Raw genomic sequence first — 19,294 nt, 5'->3', positions numbered from 1 at the left:
GTTGCTTATTGCGTCGATCGCCGCGTCGTCGACATGCCGGTGAAGCACGAGACGCAGTGCAAATGGACCACTCGCGCGAATTGCTATGCCATCAATTGCAAGCCGCCGCATGTGATCTCCCGCTTTACCGTTCGGTACGGTCAGACGAAGAATATTGGTTTGCGGCGGGTACCGGTCAGCCTCCACTACCGCGCTATTCCGTAGGCGCTCCCAAAGCAGCATGGTGCGTCGATGATCCTCGGCAAGCTTCGCGGGCATCGTCCGTAACGCGACCAGACCGGCGGCGGCCATGATTCCCGCTTGCCTCAGCCCGCCGCCAATCGTCCGGCGCAGAGTCCTTGCCCGTTCGATAAATTCACGCGAGCCCAGCAATACAGAACCCATCGGAGCACTCAATCCTTTCGACAGGCAGAACGTGACGCTATCTCCATGCAGGGCAATCTCGTGGGCATCGACGCCCAGCGCGAGCGCCGCGTTGAACAGACGTGCGCCATCCACATGGACAGCAGCGCCTCGCTCACGTGCAATGCCTGCTACCCGGGACATATAGTCGAGCCCTTGCACGCACCCGCCCGCGGCGTTGTGGCTCGTCTCGATGGCGACCATTGCCGTCGGTTCGCCGTAGCGCGAATAGCCGCCGCGGACGTTATCGCTCAGAAGGTCCAGGTCCATCTCCCCACGATGCGAAGCAATCGTGCGGCAGAACAGGCCCGCAAGCCGCGAGACGCCGCCTCCTTCCGAGTTGGCAATGTGCGCGTGCTGGTCGAGGACGGCTTCACCGCCGCGGCTCGCGTGAACAAGCGTCGCCAGCACATTGCCCATCGTGCCGCTGCATACGAAGAGCGCGGCCTCTTTACCCAACAGCACCGCCGCTTCCTGTTCCAGCGCCTGGACGGTTGCGTCGCCTTCCAGCGTGTCGTCGCCGAGCGACGCTTCGCGCATCGCGTCCCACATGGCGTCCGTGGGGCGCGTCACGGTATCGCTGCGCAGATCGATCATGCCGGTCATGCAAGCCCCCTCGGCGCGCTCGTCGCGTGCTGCGGCGAACTTGGCTCCGGCTCAGGCTCGCTCGCCGGCTGCTCATAAGCCACGTGCGCCAGCTTCATCACCAGTTTGACGGCCACCGTGTTGCTGTAGACGTTGATCGCCGTGCGGCCCATGTCGAGAAACGCGTCGACGCCCGCAATGATCGCCAGTGCCTCGACTGGAACGCCGATGGTAGTCAGCACCATCGCGACCGCCACCAGGCCGCCTGAGGGCACGTTTGCGCTGCCCTTGCTGGCAAGCGTGGTGACAATCACAATCGACAGCAGCGTGTGCCAGTCCAGCGGAATACGATATGCGTCCGCCAGGAAACCCACCGCGAGCGCAAAGTACATGATCGAGCCATCGCGATTGAACGCATAGCCGAGCGGCAGCACCACGGATGCCACGGCTTTCGGCACGCCCATCTTGACCAGCTTCTCCATATGCAGCGGCAGGCTCGCTTCCGACGAGCGCGTGGCGAACGCCAGCAGCACGGGCTCGCTGATCTGCCGCGTCACCTGCCACGGCTTTTCACCGATCGCCTTCAGGACGATCATGAAGATCACGACAAGCAGCGCAAGGCCCAGATACATCACCCCGACCAGATTCACGAGCGACAGCAGCGTTCCGATCCCCTGGGTCGCGAAGAGCCACGAGATGATCGCGAAGATCGCGATGGGCGAGAGTGAAATAATCCAGTCCGTCACTTTGAATATCGCAGCCATCAACGCGTCCAGCACGTCGATCAGCGGCTTCGCGCGACTACCGACTGAGGCCAGCGCAAGCCCGAGAAGCACCGCGAAAAACAGCACCGGAAGAAGATTGCTGCCCGACATGGCCGACACGATGTTGCTCGGAATCATGTCGAGGAAGAACTTGGTCCAGTCGACGCTTGCAGCAACGACCTTGCCGGGCTTGGCGGCATCGGCCAAGTTCGCACCCAGGCCCGGATGGAACAGCGCATTGAGCCCGAGACCGATGAAAATGGAGATCACCGTCGCGACGAAGAAGTAGATGAGGCTGATCGCCGATAGCGAAAGCGGTTTCACGCCAATCTCGTCACTCAGTCGGATGCACATGCCGACGATCTGCACTCGGATTTCCCCGAGTGCTCGGACGTTCGTTGGAGCAATTGGACTATTGACGCAACGACAAGCCAAACCCGAAGGTTAGCGATGGGCCCGCATGTAGGCCTCGATTGCCGTCACTGCGGCGCGGACGTGTGCCTGTTTGCGCAGATCGCGGTGATAAACCAGATAAAACGGCTGAGTGGGTCCCGCGATATCAGTTTCAACGCGAATCAGGTCGATGTTGCGCGGATCTTTCTCAAGGAATGCCGCAAGGCCTGCCCCTTGGCGAACCGCCTCTACGATTGCGTCTATGGAGCTTGAACGGAAGGCGAACCTCGTCGCCCCAAGAGTGCGCATCCATTGCTCATGTGGCAGACCCTTCCAGCGTTCGTCGAGTCCGACAAACGGATGCGCCGACGCCTCGCCCTTACCAAGCCGCCGTGTGGGTAGATGGCGCCGGACATAATCTGCGGACGCGAACAAGGCGAACCGAAAACTGGCAAGATGTTTTTCCACGAGCACATTCGAAGTGGAGCGTGTGAGACGAACGGCGATGTCTGCCTCACGCGCGGCGACATCCGCCATCCTGCTCTCTCCCATCAGCTCAAGGTCGACAAAGGGGTATGCCTCGCGGAACGCGAGCAGCGAGCGCGTTAGCGTTAGGGCCATTCCATCTGGCACGCTGACCCGCAGCGTCCCTGCCGGCACGGTTTGATCTCGACGCAGGACATCGAGACCGTGCGCCAGCCCTTCGGCCAGCCTCACAATCCGCAGCGCCTCCGGCTTCAATTCAGTGCCCGACTGGCTGCGGTACACCAACTGGCATCCCATCGCGGCTTCCAGCGCATCTAGCCGGCGCGCGGTCGTGGATGTCGAGAGGCCTAGTGCCTTGCCTGCGGCAAGCAAGCTCCCAGCTCGGTGCACGGCCAGAAGAATGCGCAGATCGTCCCAGGAAAGTGTTTCCATATATGGAAACCATTTTACCGTAATATTCCGTATACAGGAACATACGGGATGCGCAAACTTGACCCATGAAAATCATCCTGATTGGCGCGGGGCGGATCGGCAGCGCCGTGGCCTTCTGTCTCGGTAAAGCCGGCCATGACGTCACCGTTGTTGCGCGAGGTGCGCGCTTCGACACGCTGAATCGCGATGGCGCAATCATCACCGTCGACGGGCAAAGTGTGCCGGTCAAGGTTGTGTCGAAGCTTGATCTGGCCACGTCCATCGATCTGACGATAGTCACCGTGCCCGAACACCAGGTCGGACCGCTGCTACCAGCGTTAGCGGCAAGCCGCGCGAACACGATCCTGCTGATGTTCAATACGTTCCAAGGCACCGAACCCTATCGAACCATCGTCGGCGCTGAACGTTTTGCTTTTGGGTTTCCGAACATGTCGGCGTATCTGGTGGACCAGCGGTTACGCTTTCGCGTGGATGGCCCCGGCATGGTGACGACAATGTCGAGCCCAATTCTGGCGAAACTCTTCGAGGAAGCGGCTATGCCGAGCGAGGTGGAAGACGACATGGATGCATTTCTCCGCAGTCACGTCGCGCTCGTGGTGCCACTCTTTCTCGCCGCGCTGCTCACATGGCGGCGGCCGACCCAGCTCACATGGTGGGAGGCAACACAACTCGATGCTGCATGGACGGAAGGTTTTGACTTGGTCCGTAGTCTGGGTCACACGCCAAAGCCTCGTCTTCTCGCGACCCTGTTACGCATGCCATCATTCGCACGCGCGGGTCTGCTGTGGCTTCTGAGTCGGTCGCGGCCCGTCAAGGATCTCGGTGAGTTCGGCCCAACGGAGACGCGCGCGCTGATCGATGGGATGGCGACAGCGGCGCCTGGCAAAACGCCGCACTTGCTGGCGCTTCGGCCTTAGCCTGCGAAGGGCCGGTGTCGATTCGTAAGAAGCCTTTGACGAAAGGACATCGTAACAGGCGCTTCAGGGTCGACTTGAGCCGGTCGCTGTCGGACCGGGTCCGGCCACCTACAGTCGGTGGCCTAGACATCAGCGCGGACATTCCAGCGTCGGCTCGACAACCGACTATCGCCGACCGCATCGGGCCGCACAAGGCCTTGCGTCGCGACTTTCGATTTGACTTCACAATGGCCTTTGCTATAACCAATTAGTCTTCTATGAAGCGTAAAGAATAGAGCGAGCCTTTCAAGGCGTCCGGCTCACCTCGCTCGGCATTCATCAAAGATGCACAACCTCTTGGATATCCGAAATCTGCACAAGTTGGGTGACGTGTGTCAAAAGCACCGCGGCACGCTCTATGCCTTTGGAGGTACCGCGACTCGCTTGGCTATCGCTTTGCGTGAACGGAAAATTAGTCAAGAGCAGGTAAGACAATCACAGACGGATGAAAGGCCCATTGATCTCTTCGATGTGGCTCCATTCACAGGTGATATCGACTTGTCTCATGACGGCAAGCCCGATGCGACTCCCGCGATCTGTGCCTCAATCCTCGAAAGCGTTCCTGCCGCAGAAGCGTTTCGCTGGCAAGTAGCATCCGTTGACGAGCGAGGAGAGGAACTCGCCGCGCGAAAGTGCAACAACATTATTCCAGCGAGACTGATGTCTCTCTCGTCCGTAGCGAACAGTGATTTCTTGACCCTTGGGATGGTCTTCCGGATGTCAACGCTGACGAGTACCGGTACATCCGCAACGGCTTCTACGCGGACTCTCCCTTCTATCGAAGCGGCCGAGACCTCGAAATCTTCTCGGCCCTACTTTTCATCCAGGCTCTTTTCGAGGCACGCGTGGATGTTCGGGGGAAGCCGCAACCAGGATACGGGGACCTCAAAAAAGTCGTTGACCAGGCTGCTCATGGCCTGGAATTCACCGATGCGTTAAGGAGCAGCGACTATTTGAGAACACGCCGGCAATACCTCTTGAATAATGCGGTGGCGGCACCCAACCTTGACGCGTGGTCCTTCTGCCTCGAGGACTTCCACCCCGCCGATGTACTCAAAGCTGCGGCGCAAGCAGTTCCAGTTCTTGCAACATGGCAGGCGAGTGTCGACTCCGTCTTGGCGGGGTCGTCCGTCAAGGTGACAGCGACAGTCGGGGCGGGCAGGCTGCAGGTTGAAGGCAACACAGGCCCTTGAATGACAGGCGACCAGTCACTCGCCATCACCCGCAGGATCGCTAACAATCGACGAATCGTTGGTGGCCACATCCGGACTATTACCTCTCGATCCGCAAAACTGTGGCGAAGACGATGCGCCTCAATTACCGCGTTGCGCACAAAATGCTGGCGCCCGGGCAAACCAACCGCAAGGTCCGTCGAGTGGTGGAGGATCTTTAGGCTGAGGTCGAAGCGATGATGAAAGTCGTCAACGATGGGGCAAAAAGCTCGTGCCGGGCTTACCGCAGACGGTTGCTAGCATGTAAGGCAGTTATACGCTCCGACCCGATACACACCTTCCGGCGAAACAATCAGGAGTAGGAGCTCGCCGGGTTCAACGGTCGCGCCTGATGAGTGCTCAAAAATGGTGTTGTAGAGCACTCCCATTCCTTTCACATTGGAGGGAGTCGTGGCCTGCCGTTCGGCAGGTTGTACGCCCACAAACGTCCGGCTCAAGACGCGTCCGCGCGGGCTGCGCTTGGACGCTAGCAAGTCAGCGAATTCGCGCTCGCTGTAAGAGTCTTTCGTTTCGCTGGCCAACTCCGCGTACGCCTTATCCCACTTTCCGTCATCTACGTAAGACAGCCAGTGCATCGCAAAGCTGTTCGGGCTTTCCGATGGTTTTCGCCAAGTGGTCTGACTCGATGACGGCGTTGCTTTTTCGCGGGCCGTATTGGAAGGACCGGCGAGGAGTTTATCCTTCAGGCTGCGAAATATCTCAAGACGACACTCCTGAGCGTCGTGTAACGCCTTGGAAAGATCAGCCTGCAAGAGCCCGTTGTAGTCTGAACGCGAATACTTCACTCCGCCGCTGAAGCCTAAATCGCCGACAAGTTTCAGCAGGCGGGCTAGCTGGGCTTGGCCGTTTGCATCCAGTGCGATATTTTGTTGACTCCCTGTTTCAGGGAGCCGGTTACACATATCGTTCGCAAACTCGCTGATTGCATGCAACGCGCTTTGCTGCGCATCGGGCGTACGGTCGTCGGAGGCCTTGGCACTTGCGAGGGAAACGACAAGAGTTAGACAAGCGCAACAGATAATCCGGCCAATTGACATCGGTATTCTCCTTTTGAACATTTGGGGTTCCAGCATTATCACCACGGCATAAAGGTGACCTGACGGCCCTCGCGTTTTATTCTCTCTTTGGGGCGTTCAGCTCTTCCTGGGTTTCGTCCTCGACGACCATTGTGCGAATCGTCGTCCGTCGATACCAGGGATCCGGCTCGTAGCGCTTACGCTCGACAAAATCATCGTACCCGTAGAGTTCGATAGTTTCTTGTTCGGTATTCACGCGAATGCCGCCTTTGGCATGCAGACCCCATTTCGTGAAATACGTGGTGTCCGGAATTGAAGGAAACACACCGAGTTCCTTAAGCCGCGCTCTCAAGGTTCTACGCGTGAAGCAGCACTGCACCCCGCCTGCGCATCCGGTTACGATGGCGAGCTTGAAGTCGCTAAAATCCTTGACCTCCTGTTTCTTCAGATCCGCGATTAACTGTGGCAGCACTTCGGTGCTCCGCCGCGAGTCAAAGTGAGCGAGGAACGAGATGCCCTGTGTGCTCACCCCTGCGAAGCCGGTGCACGTCCAGATGTTGTGCGTCAGAAGTTCGTTTGTGTCCTTGCCACTAAAACCAATCGCATATTCTCGCTGCCTGACCTTGACTACCATTTCCATCCTTGCGCGTGAAAGAGTTCCTAACGCGTCTAACGGCCATTCGCTCGAAAACTTTACGTCATACGGACATATATCCGAAAGGAATAGAAAGTGTTTATTCTGCAAAAAGGAGAGTGACTCTGCGCCGGTGCGAAGCTCTGAACGACCACTCCCGGCAGCTTCGACCGTCCCTATAGTGGGTCGACTCCGGCAGCTCCTCTTCGAATCTGTTGGGGCTGTGAGCCCGCTCATGCCTTGCCTGTCCTCTCCATGTGGGGCGAACGATCGCCAACTGTTGATGACATTCTCTTGCGAAACCCGCTGAACGGCAAAAGTGGGGATCTGAATGGGCCTTTTTCACGCACTCGGGCACTGACAGTCAGACCGCGTGCCTCGGAATTGAAAAGTTCTGTCCGTCGTGCCGCTGAAGGTGACAATTGCTGACATGGCGCGCTAACTGATCGCGCAACACCAACAGGCACGCCCAAGCCTGCCGCGGCGGCTTCTTCGTTAGGGAACGCCGGTCAGGTCGATCTCTGGCGGATCATCCGGCGACGGAAACTCAGCGGTAAACTGCGCCTTGAGTTCCGGTATCAGTTGCAGGTTGTGGCGAGCCGCCTTGAAGTTCTCGCGGCAATTGTTAATCTCTTTAATGAAGTGAACCGCTGCCGCATCCAGTTGCTGTTGTCGGTCGCTTACCGAGTGACCTGCGCCAATCTCCTTCCGCACTTCAACAGCGATCTCGATGGCGCGTAGCCCATGGAATGCGACGCGCTGTGTTTCCAACGCCCAGGTCTCATGCTCGTCGGACCACTCCCAAGCGCGGTGGATAAAGCCGCTTGTTTCAGCGAAACCCTGAGAAAGGGCCTTAACCTTCGAGGTGAAAGGGATTGGCAGCTCTTCCCATTTCGGCTCGGGATGGAAGGCGAACGTGAACGGCTTATTCAAATTTTGAAACGCATTGTCGTCGCGCTGATAAAACAAATCCAACTGCTCGTCAATGTCGTCGATGTACGTGTCGCACCGTTTAGCGAAGGCTTCGAGCTGCTGTGCGATCTCAAGATAGACATGACCGACGCGACGCTGCTCCCTTTTGTCTTCACGCTTACGATCCCCAACCTTTAATCGCCAGTTCGAGACGACGTTCACCAAGGCGCTGATGACCGCGCTCGATGCCACGATTCCGAACCAGCTTGCCTGCGACGCTTCAACGGCCATTCCCATCCCCATAAGTTTGCGGCGAGCTTATCATGCGGGAAAGAGTGCTTAACGGGAGCGAGGCGGTAACGCTGCAGTGCGGGCGCCACCACCCGAAGACTCTGGAGGTCGCCATGCGAGTCTGCAACCGGTGTCAACATGCTGACCCCGCTGAATGTGGCCGAGTCGCAGATGGACGACGGTGGGTTATATTTCACGTACCCGGTCTGTCATCACCGCAAGCCGGCCTGGCTGATGCGGATTGCAGCGCTGACCTCGAACTTCCGGGCTCGGCCAGTTTCGGTCATTCGATCTGTGAACGTGAATCGTGGACAAACCGCCAGGCGCGTGGTGCGGTGGATGCTATCGTCAGGCACGCGCCGATTGACGAGGCAGTTTTGAATTGACGGATATGCGTCAAGATGGCTTGTAGACGTCCGGTCGCAAAACCTCCATGAAACGCCATGCGTTCCCGAGTTCGGTGAAGCCGAACTGCGCATAGAGCGAATGCGCGTCCGATGTCAGCAGCAGAAGACGGCGAAGGCCCGAAAGATCCGGGTGTTGCATCACTTCGTGCATCAGCCATTTCGACAAACCTTTGCCCCGGTGCGCCTCCAGAATGAACACATCGGCGACGAGTGCAAACGTTGCCCTGTCGGTAACGACGCGAGCCAAGCCGACCTGCGCCGCCGCATGATAGACGCCGAAGCACAGCGAATTAGCGATCGAATTTTCGACGACCGATCGAGGTATACCAGCGGCCCAATACGAATCTTCCGACAGAAACCTGAAAATCATTTCGCGGTCGAGGCGCGCTGTATCAGTCGAAATTTCGTACCCAGCGATAGTAATGGTCACGGTGCCGTTCTCGTGGAGTTGGTGATGGGCGACTTCGTCAGCTAACTATCAAGCCGTATCGACAGGTGCGCCATCGCCTGTTAGTGGCGCCTCCACCGTGAGTCAACCTGACTCCAGGCTCAATAGGTCTATCGAGCATTCTGAAGGCGAGGCACTTCGTTTGACATGTACAGTGCTTTTGTTTTTACCAACACAGTCGCATTCACTCACGTGATACAGGAGGGCCGGCATTGAAGATGGAGCGCATCCACGCACCGGAAGCGTGGCCATTGGCGAACCGGTACACCCCTCACCGAGTGTTGAATAGCCGCTTCCCCGGAGCGCGATCGACTGCTACACAGGGTCGACTTCTGCCAATCGTCGGTAGTCGGCGACCGGCCCCTACAAATCGCTACCAGTTGAGTCTCAGTCTGGCCTCTGTTGCGCGATGCCGATCATCGTCGCTAGCGTGCAGGTAAGGGCTGGTGGTCGAAATCGATTCATGCCCCAAATTGTCCCGTACGTATCGTAGATCGACTTGCCCATCCATCATGCGAGAGCCCGTCGTATGCCGCTGCCAATGGGCAGATGCCTGGCGCAGCCGTTCTGCTGCCCGCTCGCGCGCTGCGCCCGTCGACTGCAAGTGCGCGATCGCATTGTCGAACGCTTGTTTAATGATCAGGTGTACCGCACCGCGTGTCATGGTCCGGTGTGCGCCACCGATCGGCAGCAGCGGTGTCGTTTCGCCGCCATAGGGTTCCTACCTTTAGTCGGTTCAATCGCACTTCCGTCGATGGATGACGAGTAGGAGGGCCGTGGCGAACAGTAGTTCAAACAACTTGAGTTCGTGATCGGCGTTGACCGCGCGAAATCCGACATGCTGAGGCAGAGACATGCTCGTCCTGGCTGACGCCTTCGGACAGCTCTTCCAGCAGAGCCGCGTATCCGGTCGTGACGGCTCTACCGTGTCTGAGCAAAATCCGTCCCACGCGAACGGTGAGATGCAGTCCCTGGAAACTCACAGGCGCGACATTAATGGCAAAATGCGCTGTATGGACGAACAGTGCTTCTCGTCGTATTGCGACGCACTGAGTTTTCTCTTTAGATTCGACGCGGCGAGGTCAAAATGGACCTCATTTCCGTGAGGGCCGATTTTTCAGCGAACAAGGCAGAGGTGCAAGATGGACACGACTAGCGTTTCCGAAATCGTCCTCGCAACCGGTGGGACCGCAATTGAGTTTCCGATTTTCGTTGGTGGTCGAGAGGTTCGTTGTTTGCTAACGCGAGATGCACTCGAACAGTTCTTTTGGCTTCCACCGGATGCCAACGAAACTCGTTTGCTCAAGGCATTTGCAGACGGGCGCAACCGCATTTTTGCGTTGGCAGTGCGCAAGGCAATGCGAGCCAAGACTGATTCTTTGAAACTGACGGCCAGTGACTTCGAGCGATAGTCGCCCCTCTGTTACTGACAATGTTGCCGGTAATTTTATCGTGAACGACTACTTCAAGGCGCAATGGTCCCTTTAGAACGCGAAGAGCCGAAGGCAGAACGTCGGCGCCCACCGGAAGCTCAGGCACTCGAACGAGTAGCCGGAGCAGCGCGTGAGGTGCAGGCGGTGTCCGCCGCATTAGAGCGCCGCTATTCCGAGCACGATGCTCAGCAGCCATCGCTCCTTGAGTTAGCCCGTTTTTCGGCTGCGATGCAGGAGCTCAAAGACGCGCGAGAAGCGTTCGACCTACTTGTAGCCAGCGACCGCCGTCCTCGATAGCAGCGTAGCTGGGCTATGCCCAGACGCTTTCCAAACCCTGTAATTACCCCGTCTGCCAGCGATGAGACATGCGCCGTGTGCGCACGCATGGTGCCTGCAGCACAGCGAGACAAGGGCAACCTCGTGCCCAAGCCTCGCGGCGGGACGACGACGACCGTTCTCCATCGGAAATGTCGTCGATCCCTTCATGCGCTCTGCAGCGATGCAGAGTCGGCGATCAGCATGCGAAAAACGGGGAGCCTACCGAACGTCCGACCGCTAATGTTAATTGCCGCGTCATTTCTAATCAGAGCGACACGATTTGTTGCAGTAGTTCCAAGGCTTTCATTTCGTCTAGGCGACCAGTGCGTGCTTTACCCGCGAGTGTCTTTATCAGCGCCTCCGCTATCGGTGCAATGCCTAGCAAATCGTCCAAGCTTGTTGCCGAAGGTAGATGGTGCGGTTCCATGATGACCTGCGTGACGGAGGCTGGCGCCAACTGCTGACGAGCGGCAGGGAACGAAACGTCGTTGTGGGCGGGTTTCTGAATTGACGGATCGTCCGCGGACGGGACCGCTTGATCTTGTTGCGCCGTGACCAAGTTCGTCTCAGCGGCAAGGTCTGTTGGACCGCCTGCGCCATCCGCATCAGGTGGTAGGGCGAGTCGACCCTCTGCAGATTTTGTCTTCGTTACCGTAGGCTTCTTCGCGGCTGGTGCTTTTGACTCAATCGCGGGCGGCGTCTTTTGTTGAGCGGATGAATGGGAAGGGGACGGATTGGCAAGCAAATCCGACACCGACTCAGGGATGTCCGTTATCGTGCGCGGAATGTCCAGCCAGCCAGTCGGCAAACCAAGGCGTTCGGTGAACCGGTTTGCTTCGGCATCGTCTATACGTTTCTGTCCATAGTAACGATTGGCCATGTTGGAGGCGCTGATATCCATTACTGCGCCGAGCCGCACCTTCGATCCTTTGCGAGTCGTCAGCACGTGCAGATTGGCGCGACGGATTTTTTCCAAAGCTGCGACGTCGTTCAAAGGCAAGGCTTGCTGAGCCCCCGATTTCGAGGACGGTTTGACTTTCGCAGTTGCCGATTGCAGCGGGTTTGCCGTGGCAGGCTTCGCCGCAGTAGGACTGCTCTTCGCGACTGCCCTTGGCGACGTGACATTTGTCTTCTTTGGCATCTCTGGTTCTCTGGGCAAACTATCGGTGAGGGTAGGGCGGTGATTCACCTGTGTGGCAGGCGCTGGCTTCAATACGTGCTCGTACGCAAGTTCCGGTTCAGCGTTCGCGTGAATAAAGTCAAGTGGTGACTTTAGGCGAGCAATCATCTCAGGCGAGAGGACAGGATTGGGCTGATCGAAGAATCCATCCTGTAGCCCAAGCGTTGTTTCGATGTGGAAGGCCGTCTCGGGCGTGAATCTTTCGCCGTTTAGCAGCTCAGCCACGCGTGTTAAGTTGGAATCGAGCCCCAGTGCTACGTTCTCCGCACCCACTGCATCTACCAACAACTTAAACGAACGAGTTTTGAAAATGGATGCCGTCTGGGCCGGGTCTCGCGCAGATGGAGCTTTTACGTACGGCTTGTTTGGTCGGTGGGATGTCGTGTTTGAAGGTTGGCGCGATTGGCGCTGCCCTTTGTCTCGAGGTCCCGAGTATCGCCCGTGTGTTTGACTCATAAAGTAGGGCTCCTTCGCGAAATCACTATCAGTGTTGGCATTATAGGCGAGGGTGTCTGACATCGGACTTGCCGTACATGAAATGAGCCATTCTCGCAATCATGACCCTGACGGTCCTGCTCTCGGCTACCTCTATGTCAGGATCGAGGGGCGGCATGGAATCAGCGAATTCGCAGATGCCGAATTTTGCCGATGCGCGTGGAGTGTTTCAGGATGAGATCGGTGATGTACTCGGGAAGGGGAGCGCGCGGATGATTCGCGGGCACGTCTTCGACCACCTGTGACGGAACACAGGCGATGTGATCGCAGGGCGCGCTCGCCTGGATGTGCTCGACGCGGACTTGATATTCATGATGGGTCAGTCTCAGGGATAGCCGTTGTCACGCCCAATTTTGTCAGCGCAAACCGTTTTCCTGTTCTTTTACGGTTTCGCTCCGGCTTACGTTTTCGGTGCGCGATGCCGATCATCGTCGTCCGCGTGCAGGTATTGGCTCGCGGTCGAGATCGAGTCATGTCCCATGACGTTCCGTACGTATCGTAGATCGACCTGGCCATCCATCATGCGAGAGCCTTTCGCGTGTCGCAACCAATGGGCCGACGCTTGGCGCATCCCTCCTGCTGCGCGTCATTGGCCGGCGGGTGTCACCGATTGGCAACAGCAGCGGTGTCGTTTCACCGGCATAGGGCAGCGTAGCAAGACCATGGCGCCGACGATGGCGGGGCAGCGCCCATTACCGTCGTTGCCAGCAGCAAGCGCTCCTTGTCGCCTTCGCTGGTGATCGCCAGCCACCAGCGGACCTGGCCTCGATCGCGTCGTCTAAAAAGGCCGCTCAACTGCTGGGACAAGTCGGTGATCTGCGTCATTAGGCCGGTGTTTTAAAAGACGGCGTAGGCGAGCTGCGCACAGCGAACGAAGGTTACACTGATGAAGCGTTGCAGGCCCGTGAATAGCGAGACCGACTGGCGCTGTCATTGGCGAATTTCAATGCGAAGAAACCGACGCAAAAGCCATCCACTGGCGCAAACGCGCGCGGAGGGCCGGGGCCAAATCGTTAAGCAAGCGAAGACGTGATCTAACCGGCGTGTGCTTGATGCGGCGGTACCCTGTCCGTCTAACAGTCACAGACTTACTTGTGCCAACGTTCGAGCGGTAGTCATCCTGCTACCAGTGGAGTTTCAGTCCGGCCTCTGTCGCGCGATGCCGATCGTCTTCGTCCGCATGCAGGTACTGGCTGGTGGTCGAGATCGATTCATGCCCCAGGTTGTCCCGCACGTATCGCAGGTCAACTTGCCCATCCATCATGCGAGAGCCCGTCGTGTGCCGCAGCCAATGAGCCGACGCCTGGCGCAATCGTTCGGTCGCGCGCTCATGCGCTTCCCCCGTCGACTCCAAATGTCCGATCGCGTTTTCGAACGTCTGTTTGATGATCAGGTGCACAGCACCGCGAGTCAGCGTCCTGTGTATGCCACCGATCGGCAACAGCAGCGGCGTCGGTTCACCCCCATAGGGCAAAGCCACGAGACCGTAGTGTCGGCGATAGCGGGCCAGCTCCGCCATCAGTTCGGTCGTTGCCGGCAGCAAGCGCTCCTTGTCACCCTTGCCGGTGATCGCCAGCCACCAGCGGTCCTGGCCGTCGCGATCGCGCCGTCTAAAAAAGCCGCCCATCGGATTGCTCACGACTTCCGAGATGCGCAGACCCATCAGATACAAGAGCGAGATCAGCCAGCGCACGCGGGCGTAGTGCTCCTGCTCGCGTGCCGTGTCACGCGGCATCGCGTCGATCGAGGTTTTGACCGCCTGCCAGAGATCGTCCTCGAGAAAGCGCGTCACCCGCGGCTTGGCCTTGCGCGCTCGCTGACGCGACAAGGACAGCGGATTGCCGGCCAAGTAGCCTGCATTGACCAGCCAGGCGAACAGCGTATTCAGAATCACAAACGCTTGCCGTTCGCTCGCGGGAGAGAGCGGACCCGCGAACGGTCTCCAGGAGGGGTCTGCGCGGGCGACTTTGCGACCGGGCATGACCCAACGTTGCGCTGGTTGCGGGTCCGCCACGAATCGCCGGTAGACAAGAAGGTCTTCGTGCGTGAGCGAGGAGAGCGGCTTGCGCAGTTCGGTGGTCGACCACAGCAGCAGCCGTTCGGACTCCTTGCGGTAGGTGTCGAAGGTTGTCTTCGTGTCGACGAATCGCGCGAGCCAAGCCCGGATGGCGTCGACGTCGTTTTGCGCGGCAATTTGAGGACGATTGCCGAGCGCGCGGTTCGTGCCGAGGCTACCGTCGAGCTCGGACGGCAGAGATAACTGTTCGAGCGGTTTAAGCGGCGCAAGTGGCTGAAGGGCACCGCCGGACACGCGGAGGGGCTCGGGAAGCGGCATGGGGGAGGTGGACCGTTGGTTAAAGTAATTTTGTTCCCGTCAGGTAGTGGCAGGTTGGCGGCAATGTCAATCGTTGGGAACAAAATTGCTTTAAAAAGTTTTAACCAAAATTGTTCCTTCGGCTGACACTTTAAGCAATTTTGTAGGGTTGCTGGCGTCCCGGATCATCGTTGCCCGGTTCGTGCCCGTCAATGTCCCGCGTTGCCGGTCGTCGGTTGAGCCCAACACCGGCTGCCAAGTGCATCAGCACGACGATTTCGGTCCAGGGGCTGGGAACAAAATTACTTTAAGAAAAGGTACAAATTTGCTTTAACCAACGAGGGGCGTGGCCGATTTACACAATGCGTCATTGTACTTGACATTATCGTCATAATGTCTAAATTAGAGCTTCTCGTTCAAGATAAGCAACGTTATACGTTATATTATCAACACATCAATCGCCTGGAACTACTCGCCATGGATTCTTCGCCCGCCCTGGAGGCGCAACTGCAGGCGGAAATCGACCAGCTGCGCGCGCAGTTTCCGCGCACCCAGGACCTGTATCGCGAGGTCTGCGTGCTGCTGTTTTTCCGGCACGGCATTACGCCGACCGCCAACCGGCTCTATCAACTGGTGAAGAAGGGCAGCATGAACGCGCCGGCCGAGGCGCTGGCGCGCTTCTGGGCCACCCTCCGTGAAAAAAGCCGGGTGCGCATCGAGCATCCCGACCTGCCGGTGGAGCTGCAGTCCGCGACCGGGGAACTGGCGGCCGCGCTCTGGATGAGGGCGGTCGATATGGCGCAAGACCAACTGGCCACCGCGCAGCTCGAGGCACAACGATCGGTCGCGGACGCGCAGGCTCAGCAGACTCGGGCCGAGGCCGAGCGCGACCAGCTGCGTCAGGAGCTGACGGGCAGTGCAGCCGCGTTGGAGGGCGCGCAGAATCGCATCACAGAACTGGACCAGGCGCTGGTCGTCTCGGTTGCAGCAGCATCGACACTGCAGGACCAGCTAGGCCTTGCGCAACAGGGCGAGCAGCAACTACTGCAGGCGCTTGAGACCGCCCGGCGGGATTTCGCCTCGGAACTGGACAAGCTGCGGGCCGACGGCAGGTTGGCGCAGGAGCGGCTCAAAGCCGCCGAGACCCGGGCGCTATTGGAAATCGATCGTGAGCGGCAAGCGACCGGGCGCTTGCGGAAGGAACTGGACACGGCTACCCGTAAAACGGAGCAGGGCAGTGTCCGGCATCGCGACGACGTGGAGAAATTGCAGGCTCAAGTCGGTAATCTGCGTCAGCAAGTCGGTGTGCTCGAGGGTAAGCTGGATGCGCTGCGCACCGAGAACGCGCGTTATATCGATGAAGCGGCGAAGGCGCGTGATCAGCGAGACCAACTGGCGGTATCGCTGGCGAATGCCAACGCGAAGCAGAAGGTGCCGAAGACCAAGCAGACCGCCGGCGTGCGCGCAGACAGTGCGCCGGTACGCAAATCGCCGCGCACGAAAAAACCTTGATTTTTCCTCGCCGTAACTAGTTTTCGGGCCCGATGAGGCCTCCTAGTCAACGCGCTTGGCGAACAAACTCGGGACACGTGAACCGCGGTTCGCGTACCTGCTCGCCGCGCATGCTCGCGGTGGATGTTGCACCCGGCTGAGAATGCGTGGTCTGCGTCTGGGGACATTCGCGTGCTTCTCGCCTTGCGTCGGTTGCGGGCTGACCTCTCGCAGGCTGGTGCGTTGTTAGGAAATAGTAAGATGTGCAGTAACCGTGTTCAAAACTTGCCGCGCCACAAGCCTGCTCTGAACGCCGGTTTGAGTCGCTAGCCGGCTTTAGAACTACCGCTTTCAGGCCTGATAACTCCAGTTATCAGATGTGGCGATTTTCTGTCCGGCGCGCGAAGGGACGGACTTGCGGCTGGGATGGTGTACGCCGGGCAGGGCGGCCGGGACTTCGCGGAACCGGAGTGTGCGTGGGGCGAAGCGGGACGGCGGGCGCCCTGAGCGCCGGCAACCACATGGCCCTGTCGGCGTCCGTGTTGAATTCGCAACTGCGCGTCACAGCAGGTCTGCCGGTTTGCGTCGGAGCGCCCCGGTGCGGTAGGGTGTGGCTTGTATGGGCTGGCGCAGGGTCGGCCCTTCAACACGAGGTCTGGAGACACATGAACAAGCAGGAACTTATCGATGCAATCAGCTCGACCACGGGCGCCAGCAAGGCGGCGACCGGCGCCACGCTCGACGCCATCCTCCACGCGGTGACGCAGACGGTGACCCAGGGCGAAGTGGTCCAGCTGATCGGGTTCGGCACTTTTGCGACCGGGGCGCGCGCCGCACGCAGTGGACGGAACCCCGCCACCGGCGCGGAAATCCAGATCGCGGCGGCGAAGACGGTCAAGTTTTCTGCTGGCAAGGCATTCAAGGACGCGGTGAACGCGTGAAGTCGAGGCCCGTCACCGCGCTGGCGGGTTACGCTGAATTGCATTACGGCAGGGTGAGCGAATATGTCGCGAGTTGATCCGCGTCGACGCAAAACGTAAAACGCAGGACCGGCTTGAGGGCCTCTTGGTGGAAGGGCTTGAGGGACAGGAAAAGGCTTTCACCAGCGACTAGCTGGCGGCGATCCGCGAAGAGGCCGTGGCCCCATTATTTGCCTGTCTTGGCCAACAATAGGAGCAATTTCAAATGGTTGTGAGGCTTCGCCCGAATTTGCTTGATTTGTACGGTTAAAAGCCGTACATTTTGTACAGCCATGGAGGGCGATTATGTTACCAACCGATACCCACAAACCGGTCAAGGCCGCGCGGACTGACCGCATCGATGCGCGTCTGAGCGGTGAGCTGAAAGTTCTGCTTGAACACGCCGCTGCGTTGCAAGGTAGCAGCGTGACGGCGTTCGTTCTCGCGAGCGCGGAAGAAGCCGCATTGAAGACGATCAAGGACCACGAAACGATCCGTCTTTCGGAACGCGATCGTGAAGCCTTTGTCGAGGCACTGCTGAATCCGCCGCTTCCGTCGGAACGCCTCCGCGCGGCCGCCGCTGCCTATCTCAAAGAAATGGGCCCGGCTTGACGGCAGACAAATACCTGATCGAGGCGCTCGGGAAGCACCACGGGCGGAGCGTATTCCAATGCGGCACGGAAGAACTGGACCGCTATCTGCATCAACAGGCGGGGCAGGAGGAACGGCGAAATGTTGCCATGCCGTTCGTTCTCACCAAACCGCCTGTGCCGGACGTCATTGGCTACTACACACTTTCTGCTCTGGGTGTCGATCACGAGGCATGGCCACTTGAGATCGCAAAGAAGCTGCCGCGTTATCCGCAAATGCCCGTGACGCTGCTCGGCCGCCTCGCCGTCGATTCCGGTCATCGCGGCGAAGGCCACGGCAAGCGTCTGCTCACAGATGCTTTGTATCGCAGCTGGCAGGCTTCGCGTCAGATCGGCTCGATGGCAGTCGTCGTGGAAGCAATTGACCAGAGGGCGCGTGGATTTTATGAGGCCTTCGATTTCGTCGCCTTTCCCGACCAGGAGCTCCGCCTGTACTTGCCGATGGCGACAATTGCAAAGGCATTTACCGGATAGTAGCGATCAGTCTGCAAACCGGCACTTCGACAAATCCCGCGAAAAATAATACTCGCGGCACCCTGACCTGAGAGCGCTGTTGATCACCGCCACGTTCGACTCAGGCGCCGTTCCATCCGGGTGAGAAGCAGCAAGGATAAGTTGGGGGGAGAGGGGAATGATCGTATGCTCTGGAACATCCGGCACGATGAACTCGCCGGATTGGGCATGAATGACCCCCCAACCCGTGACGGCGGAAAGGTCCTCCCGCGTGTAACTATTTATTAGCTGTTGCAGCCGGATGCCGTTGAATTGCCGTGCCGGCATCTTTCCGCCCGACCTGACGTACACGTAATTGTTCATCTCCAGATTTTCTTCCTCGGTCTTCGTAAGCGCGTTGCCGGAAACGTTGTTGAGCTGAATCTCCTGGGCCTCGAGATTTCGATGGCGTGCCCGCATGTACCAAAGGGCAAACATGCGATCGATTGCACGCTTTTGTTCCGGCGCGATCGAATGGACGCGGCCACGAAGGATCGGTTGGACGATTTCCTGGAATTTGTCCTCGATGCGTTTCATGAAGATGCTTTCTGTGTGCTGATCCCAGGCGCGTTCCGCACAAAACATGGCGTTCTTTATTCCTACCTGGCGCGACTTGCCCTTGGTCATCTCGAACGTGGCCACGCGCTTAGTGCGGTCGGCAAACTGTTGCATGCTGCGCAGCGGAAAAACATGCTGGTCGACCGTTAGCCCATTCGGGTTTCCGGGGCGTGTTCGCTCGATCCGGGCGTGATTGCGCAGGACTTCTTTGATCGGCAGTGAAACTGAGTGCAGCATCTGAGCCATGAGGGCCGCCGCCGGAAACTCCGATTCCGGATCGCTTTCGAGGCTAACAACTTTGATTTCCGGCATGTTCTTTTTTCCAACGTAGGTCAGGAAAACTAACGAGCATCTTAACTGTTCCGGAATGGTCGCACGCCACAGCGCGACAAAAGGGCGCCCATTGTTAGGAGCGCACACTGCAACGAGGGTGAGTGCCCGGTCGC

At 58.6% G+C, this 19,294-nt stretch carries 20 protein-coding genes; 7 read left to right on the top strand and 13 right to left on the bottom strand.

Annotated features, from left to right (window positions below):
- The 3 genes from ACSQ36_RS46630 to ACSQ36_RS46620 all read right to left on the bottom strand — a co-directional run.
- Positions 1–1,008: threonine aldolase family protein (locus ACSQ36_RS46630; RefSeq protein WP_436187572.1), on the bottom strand; the 1,008-nt coding region annotated here is incomplete at its 3' end.
- A complete protein-coding gene (locus ACSQ36_RS46625; protein WP_436187571.1) occupies positions 1,005–2,105 on the bottom strand; it encodes a dicarboxylate/amino acid:cation symporter in 1,101 nt (366 codons plus the stop codon). The genes ACSQ36_RS46630 and ACSQ36_RS46625, both read right to left, overlap by 4 nt.
- 90 nt (positions 2,106–2,195) lie before the next feature.
- Entirely contained in the window at positions 2,196–3,062 is an 867-nt protein-coding gene (locus tag ACSQ36_RS46620) for a LysR family transcriptional regulator (RefSeq protein ID WP_436187570.1), read from the bottom strand.
- Between the two features lie 65 nt (positions 3,063–3,127).
- Between ACSQ36_RS46620 and ACSQ36_RS46615 the strand changes: the two genes are divergently transcribed.
- The gene (locus tag ACSQ36_RS46615) at positions 3,128–3,979 is read left to right on the top strand and encodes a ketopantoate reductase family protein (protein ID WP_436187569.1); all 852 of its coding nucleotides are present in this window, start codon (positions 3,128–3,130) and stop codon (positions 3,977–3,979) included.
- A gap of 1,507 nt (positions 3,980–5,486) precedes the next feature.
- Here the strand turns inward: ACSQ36_RS46615 and ACSQ36_RS46610 are convergent.
- The 5 genes from ACSQ36_RS46610 to ACSQ36_RS46590 all read right to left on the bottom strand — a co-directional run bounded on the left by ACSQ36_RS46610 (position 5,487) and on the right by ACSQ36_RS46590 (position 9,622).
- Complete coding sequence (locus tag ACSQ36_RS46610; RefSeq protein WP_436187568.1) at positions 5,487–6,287, bottom strand: DUF4019 domain-containing protein; 801 nt, start codon at positions 6,285–6,287, stop codon at positions 5,487–5,489.
- Positions 6,288–6,363: 76 nt separating this feature from the next.
- Entirely contained in the window at positions 6,364–6,906 is a 543-nt protein-coding gene (locus ACSQ36_RS46605) for a hypothetical protein (RefSeq protein WP_436187567.1), read from the bottom strand.
- A gap of 489 nt (positions 6,907–7,395) precedes the next feature.
- Positions 7,396–8,103 (bottom strand): hypothetical protein, encoded by a 708-nt coding sequence (locus ACSQ36_RS46600; RefSeq protein WP_436187566.1) that lies wholly within the window; start codon positions 8,101–8,103, stop codon positions 7,396–7,398.
- Between the two features lie 396 nt (positions 8,104–8,499).
- Positions 8,500–8,940, bottom strand: coding sequence for a GNAT family N-acetyltransferase (locus tag ACSQ36_RS46595; protein WP_436187565.1), 441 nt, complete (start codon positions 8,938–8,940; stop codon positions 8,500–8,502).
- A gap of 391 nt (positions 8,941–9,331) precedes the next feature.
- The gene (locus ACSQ36_RS46590; RefSeq protein WP_436187564.1) at positions 9,332–9,622 is read right to left on the bottom strand and encodes a tyrosine-type recombinase/integrase; all 291 of its coding nucleotides are present in this window, start codon (positions 9,620–9,622) and stop codon (positions 9,332–9,334) included.
- 478 nt (positions 9,623–10,100) lie between these two features.
- On the opposite strand from ACSQ36_RS46590, the gene ACSQ36_RS46585 reads away from it, so the two are divergent.
- A complete protein-coding gene (locus ACSQ36_RS46585) occupies positions 10,101–10,370 on the top strand; it encodes a DUF1488 family protein (protein WP_436187563.1) in 270 nt (89 codons plus the stop codon).
- Positions 10,371–10,974: 604 nt separating this feature from the next.
- Here ACSQ36_RS46585 and ACSQ36_RS46580 read toward each other — a convergent pair.
- Complete coding sequence (locus tag ACSQ36_RS46580) at positions 10,975–12,408, bottom strand: hypothetical protein (protein WP_436187562.1); 1,434 nt, start codon at positions 12,406–12,408, stop codon at positions 10,975–10,977.
- A 92-nt stretch (positions 12,409–12,500) separates the two neighbouring features.
- Here ACSQ36_RS46580 and ACSQ36_RS46575 point away from each other — a divergent pair, with 92 nt between their 5' ends.
- A complete protein-coding gene (locus ACSQ36_RS46575; RefSeq protein ID WP_436187561.1) occupies positions 12,501–12,629 on the top strand; it encodes a hypothetical protein in 129 nt (42 codons plus the stop codon).
- A 155-nt stretch (positions 12,630–12,784) separates the two neighbouring features.
- Here the strand turns inward: ACSQ36_RS46575 and ACSQ36_RS46570 are convergent, their stop codons facing one another.
- The 3 genes from ACSQ36_RS46570 to ACSQ36_RS46560 form a co-directional block, all read right to left on the bottom strand.
- Positions 12,785–12,955, bottom strand: coding sequence for a tyrosine-type recombinase/integrase (locus tag ACSQ36_RS46570; protein WP_436187560.1), 171 nt, complete (start codon positions 12,953–12,955; stop codon positions 12,785–12,787).
- 62 nt (positions 12,956–13,017) lie between these two features.
- Positions 13,018–13,209 (bottom strand): hypothetical protein, encoded by a 192-nt coding sequence (locus ACSQ36_RS46565; protein WP_436187559.1) that lies wholly within the window; start codon positions 13,207–13,209, stop codon positions 13,018–13,020.
- A 298-nt stretch (positions 13,210–13,507) separates the two neighbouring features.
- Positions 13,508–14,719, bottom strand: coding sequence for a tyrosine-type recombinase/integrase (locus ACSQ36_RS46560; RefSeq protein ID WP_436187558.1), 1,212 nt, complete (start codon positions 14,717–14,719; stop codon positions 13,508–13,510).
- Positions 14,720–15,175: 456 nt separating this feature from the next.
- Between ACSQ36_RS46560 and ACSQ36_RS46555 the strand changes: the two genes are divergently transcribed.
- The 4 genes from ACSQ36_RS46555 to ACSQ36_RS46540 all read left to right on the top strand — a co-directional run bounded on the left by ACSQ36_RS46555 (position 15,176) and on the right by ACSQ36_RS46540 (position 18,272).
- Entirely contained in the window at positions 15,176–16,210 is a 1,035-nt protein-coding gene (locus tag ACSQ36_RS46555; protein WP_436187557.1) for a DNA-binding protein, read from the top strand.
- A 644-nt stretch (positions 16,211–16,854) separates the two neighbouring features.
- Entirely contained in the window at positions 16,855–17,130 is a 276-nt protein-coding gene (locus ACSQ36_RS46550; protein WP_436187556.1) for an HU family DNA-binding protein, read from the top strand.
- 324 nt (positions 17,131–17,454) lie between these two features.
- Entirely contained in the window at positions 17,455–17,760 is a 306-nt protein-coding gene (locus tag ACSQ36_RS46545) for a DUF1778 domain-containing protein (RefSeq protein WP_436187555.1), read from the top strand.
- The gene (locus tag ACSQ36_RS46540) at positions 17,757–18,272 is read left to right on the top strand and encodes a GNAT family N-acetyltransferase (protein ID WP_436187554.1); all 516 of its coding nucleotides are present in this window, start codon (positions 17,757–17,759) and stop codon (positions 18,270–18,272) included. Before ACSQ36_RS46545 ends, ACSQ36_RS46540 begins: the two co-directional genes overlap by 4 nt.
- Before the next feature lie 6 nt (positions 18,273–18,278).
- On the opposite strand, the gene ACSQ36_RS46535 is transcribed toward ACSQ36_RS46540, so the two are convergent.
- On the bottom strand, positions 18,279–19,294 hold a 1,016-nt coding region (locus tag ACSQ36_RS46535), incomplete at its 5' end, for a hypothetical protein (protein ID WP_436187553.1).

The sequence above is a fragment of the Caballeronia sp. LjRoot34 genome (genome assembly GCF_964253815.1).
Taxonomy (GTDB): domain Bacteria; phylum Pseudomonadota; class Gammaproteobacteria; order Burkholderiales; family Burkholderiaceae; genus Caballeronia.
The sequence above is the reverse complement of the archived record's forward strand: the minus strand, read 5'-3'. Positions and strand labels throughout refer to the sequence as shown.

Bases quoted from the DNA above. Each gene is read 5' to 3' on its own strand.
- ACSQ36_RS46625 (WP_436187571.1), bottom strand. From the start codon at position 2,105: ATGTGCATCCGACTGAGTGACGAGATTGGCGTGAAACCGCTTTCGCTA.
- ACSQ36_RS46620 (WP_436187570.1), bottom strand. From the start codon at position 3,062: ATGGAAACACTTTCCTGGGACGATCTGCGCATTCTTCTGGCCGTGCAC.
- ACSQ36_RS46615 (WP_436187569.1), top strand. From the start codon at position 3,128: ATGAAAATCATCCTGATTGGCGCGGGGCGGATCGGCAGCGCCGTGGCC.
- ACSQ36_RS46610 (WP_436187568.1), bottom strand. From the start codon at position 6,287: ATGTCAATTGGCCGGATTATCTGTTGCGCTTGTCTAACTCTTGTCGTT.
- ACSQ36_RS46605 (WP_436187567.1), bottom strand. From the start codon at position 6,906: ATGGAAATGGTAGTCAAGGTCAGGCAGCGAGAATATGCGATTGGTTTT.
- ACSQ36_RS46600 (WP_436187566.1), bottom strand. From the start codon at position 8,103: ATGGCCGTTGAAGCGTCGCAGGCAAGCTGGTTCGGAATCGTGGCATCG.
- ACSQ36_RS46590 (WP_436187564.1), bottom strand. From the start codon at position 9,622: ATGACACGCGGTGCGGTACACCTGATCATTAAACAAGCGTTCGACAAT.
- ACSQ36_RS46585 (WP_436187563.1), top strand. From the start codon at position 10,101: ATGGACACGACTAGCGTTTCCGAAATCGTCCTCGCAACCGGTGGGACC.
- ACSQ36_RS46580 (WP_436187562.1), bottom strand. From the start codon at position 12,408: ATGTCAGACACCCTCGCCTATAATGCCAACACTGATAGTGATTTCGCG.
- ACSQ36_RS46575 (WP_436187561.1), top strand. From the start codon at position 12,501: ATGGAATCAGCGAATTCGCAGATGCCGAATTTTGCCGATGCGCGTGGA.
- ACSQ36_RS46570 (WP_436187560.1), bottom strand. From the start codon at position 12,955: ATGCGCCAAGCGTCGGCCCATTGGTTGCGACACGCGAAAGGCTCTCGC.
- ACSQ36_RS46565 (WP_436187559.1), bottom strand. From the start codon at position 13,209: ATGACGCAGATCACCGACTTGTCCCAGCAGTTGAGCGGCCTTTTTAGA.
- ACSQ36_RS46560 (WP_436187558.1), bottom strand. From the start codon at position 14,719: ATGCCGCTTCCCGAGCCCCTCCGCGTGTCCGGCGGTGCCCTTCAGCCA.
- ACSQ36_RS46555 (WP_436187557.1), top strand. From the start codon at position 15,176: ATGGATTCTTCGCCCGCCCTGGAGGCGCAACTGCAGGCGGAAATCGAC.
- ACSQ36_RS46550 (WP_436187556.1), top strand. From the start codon at position 16,855: ATGAACAAGCAGGAACTTATCGATGCAATCAGCTCGACCACGGGCGCC.
- ACSQ36_RS46545 (WP_436187555.1), top strand. From the start codon at position 17,455: ATGTTACCAACCGATACCCACAAACCGGTCAAGGCCGCGCGGACTGAC.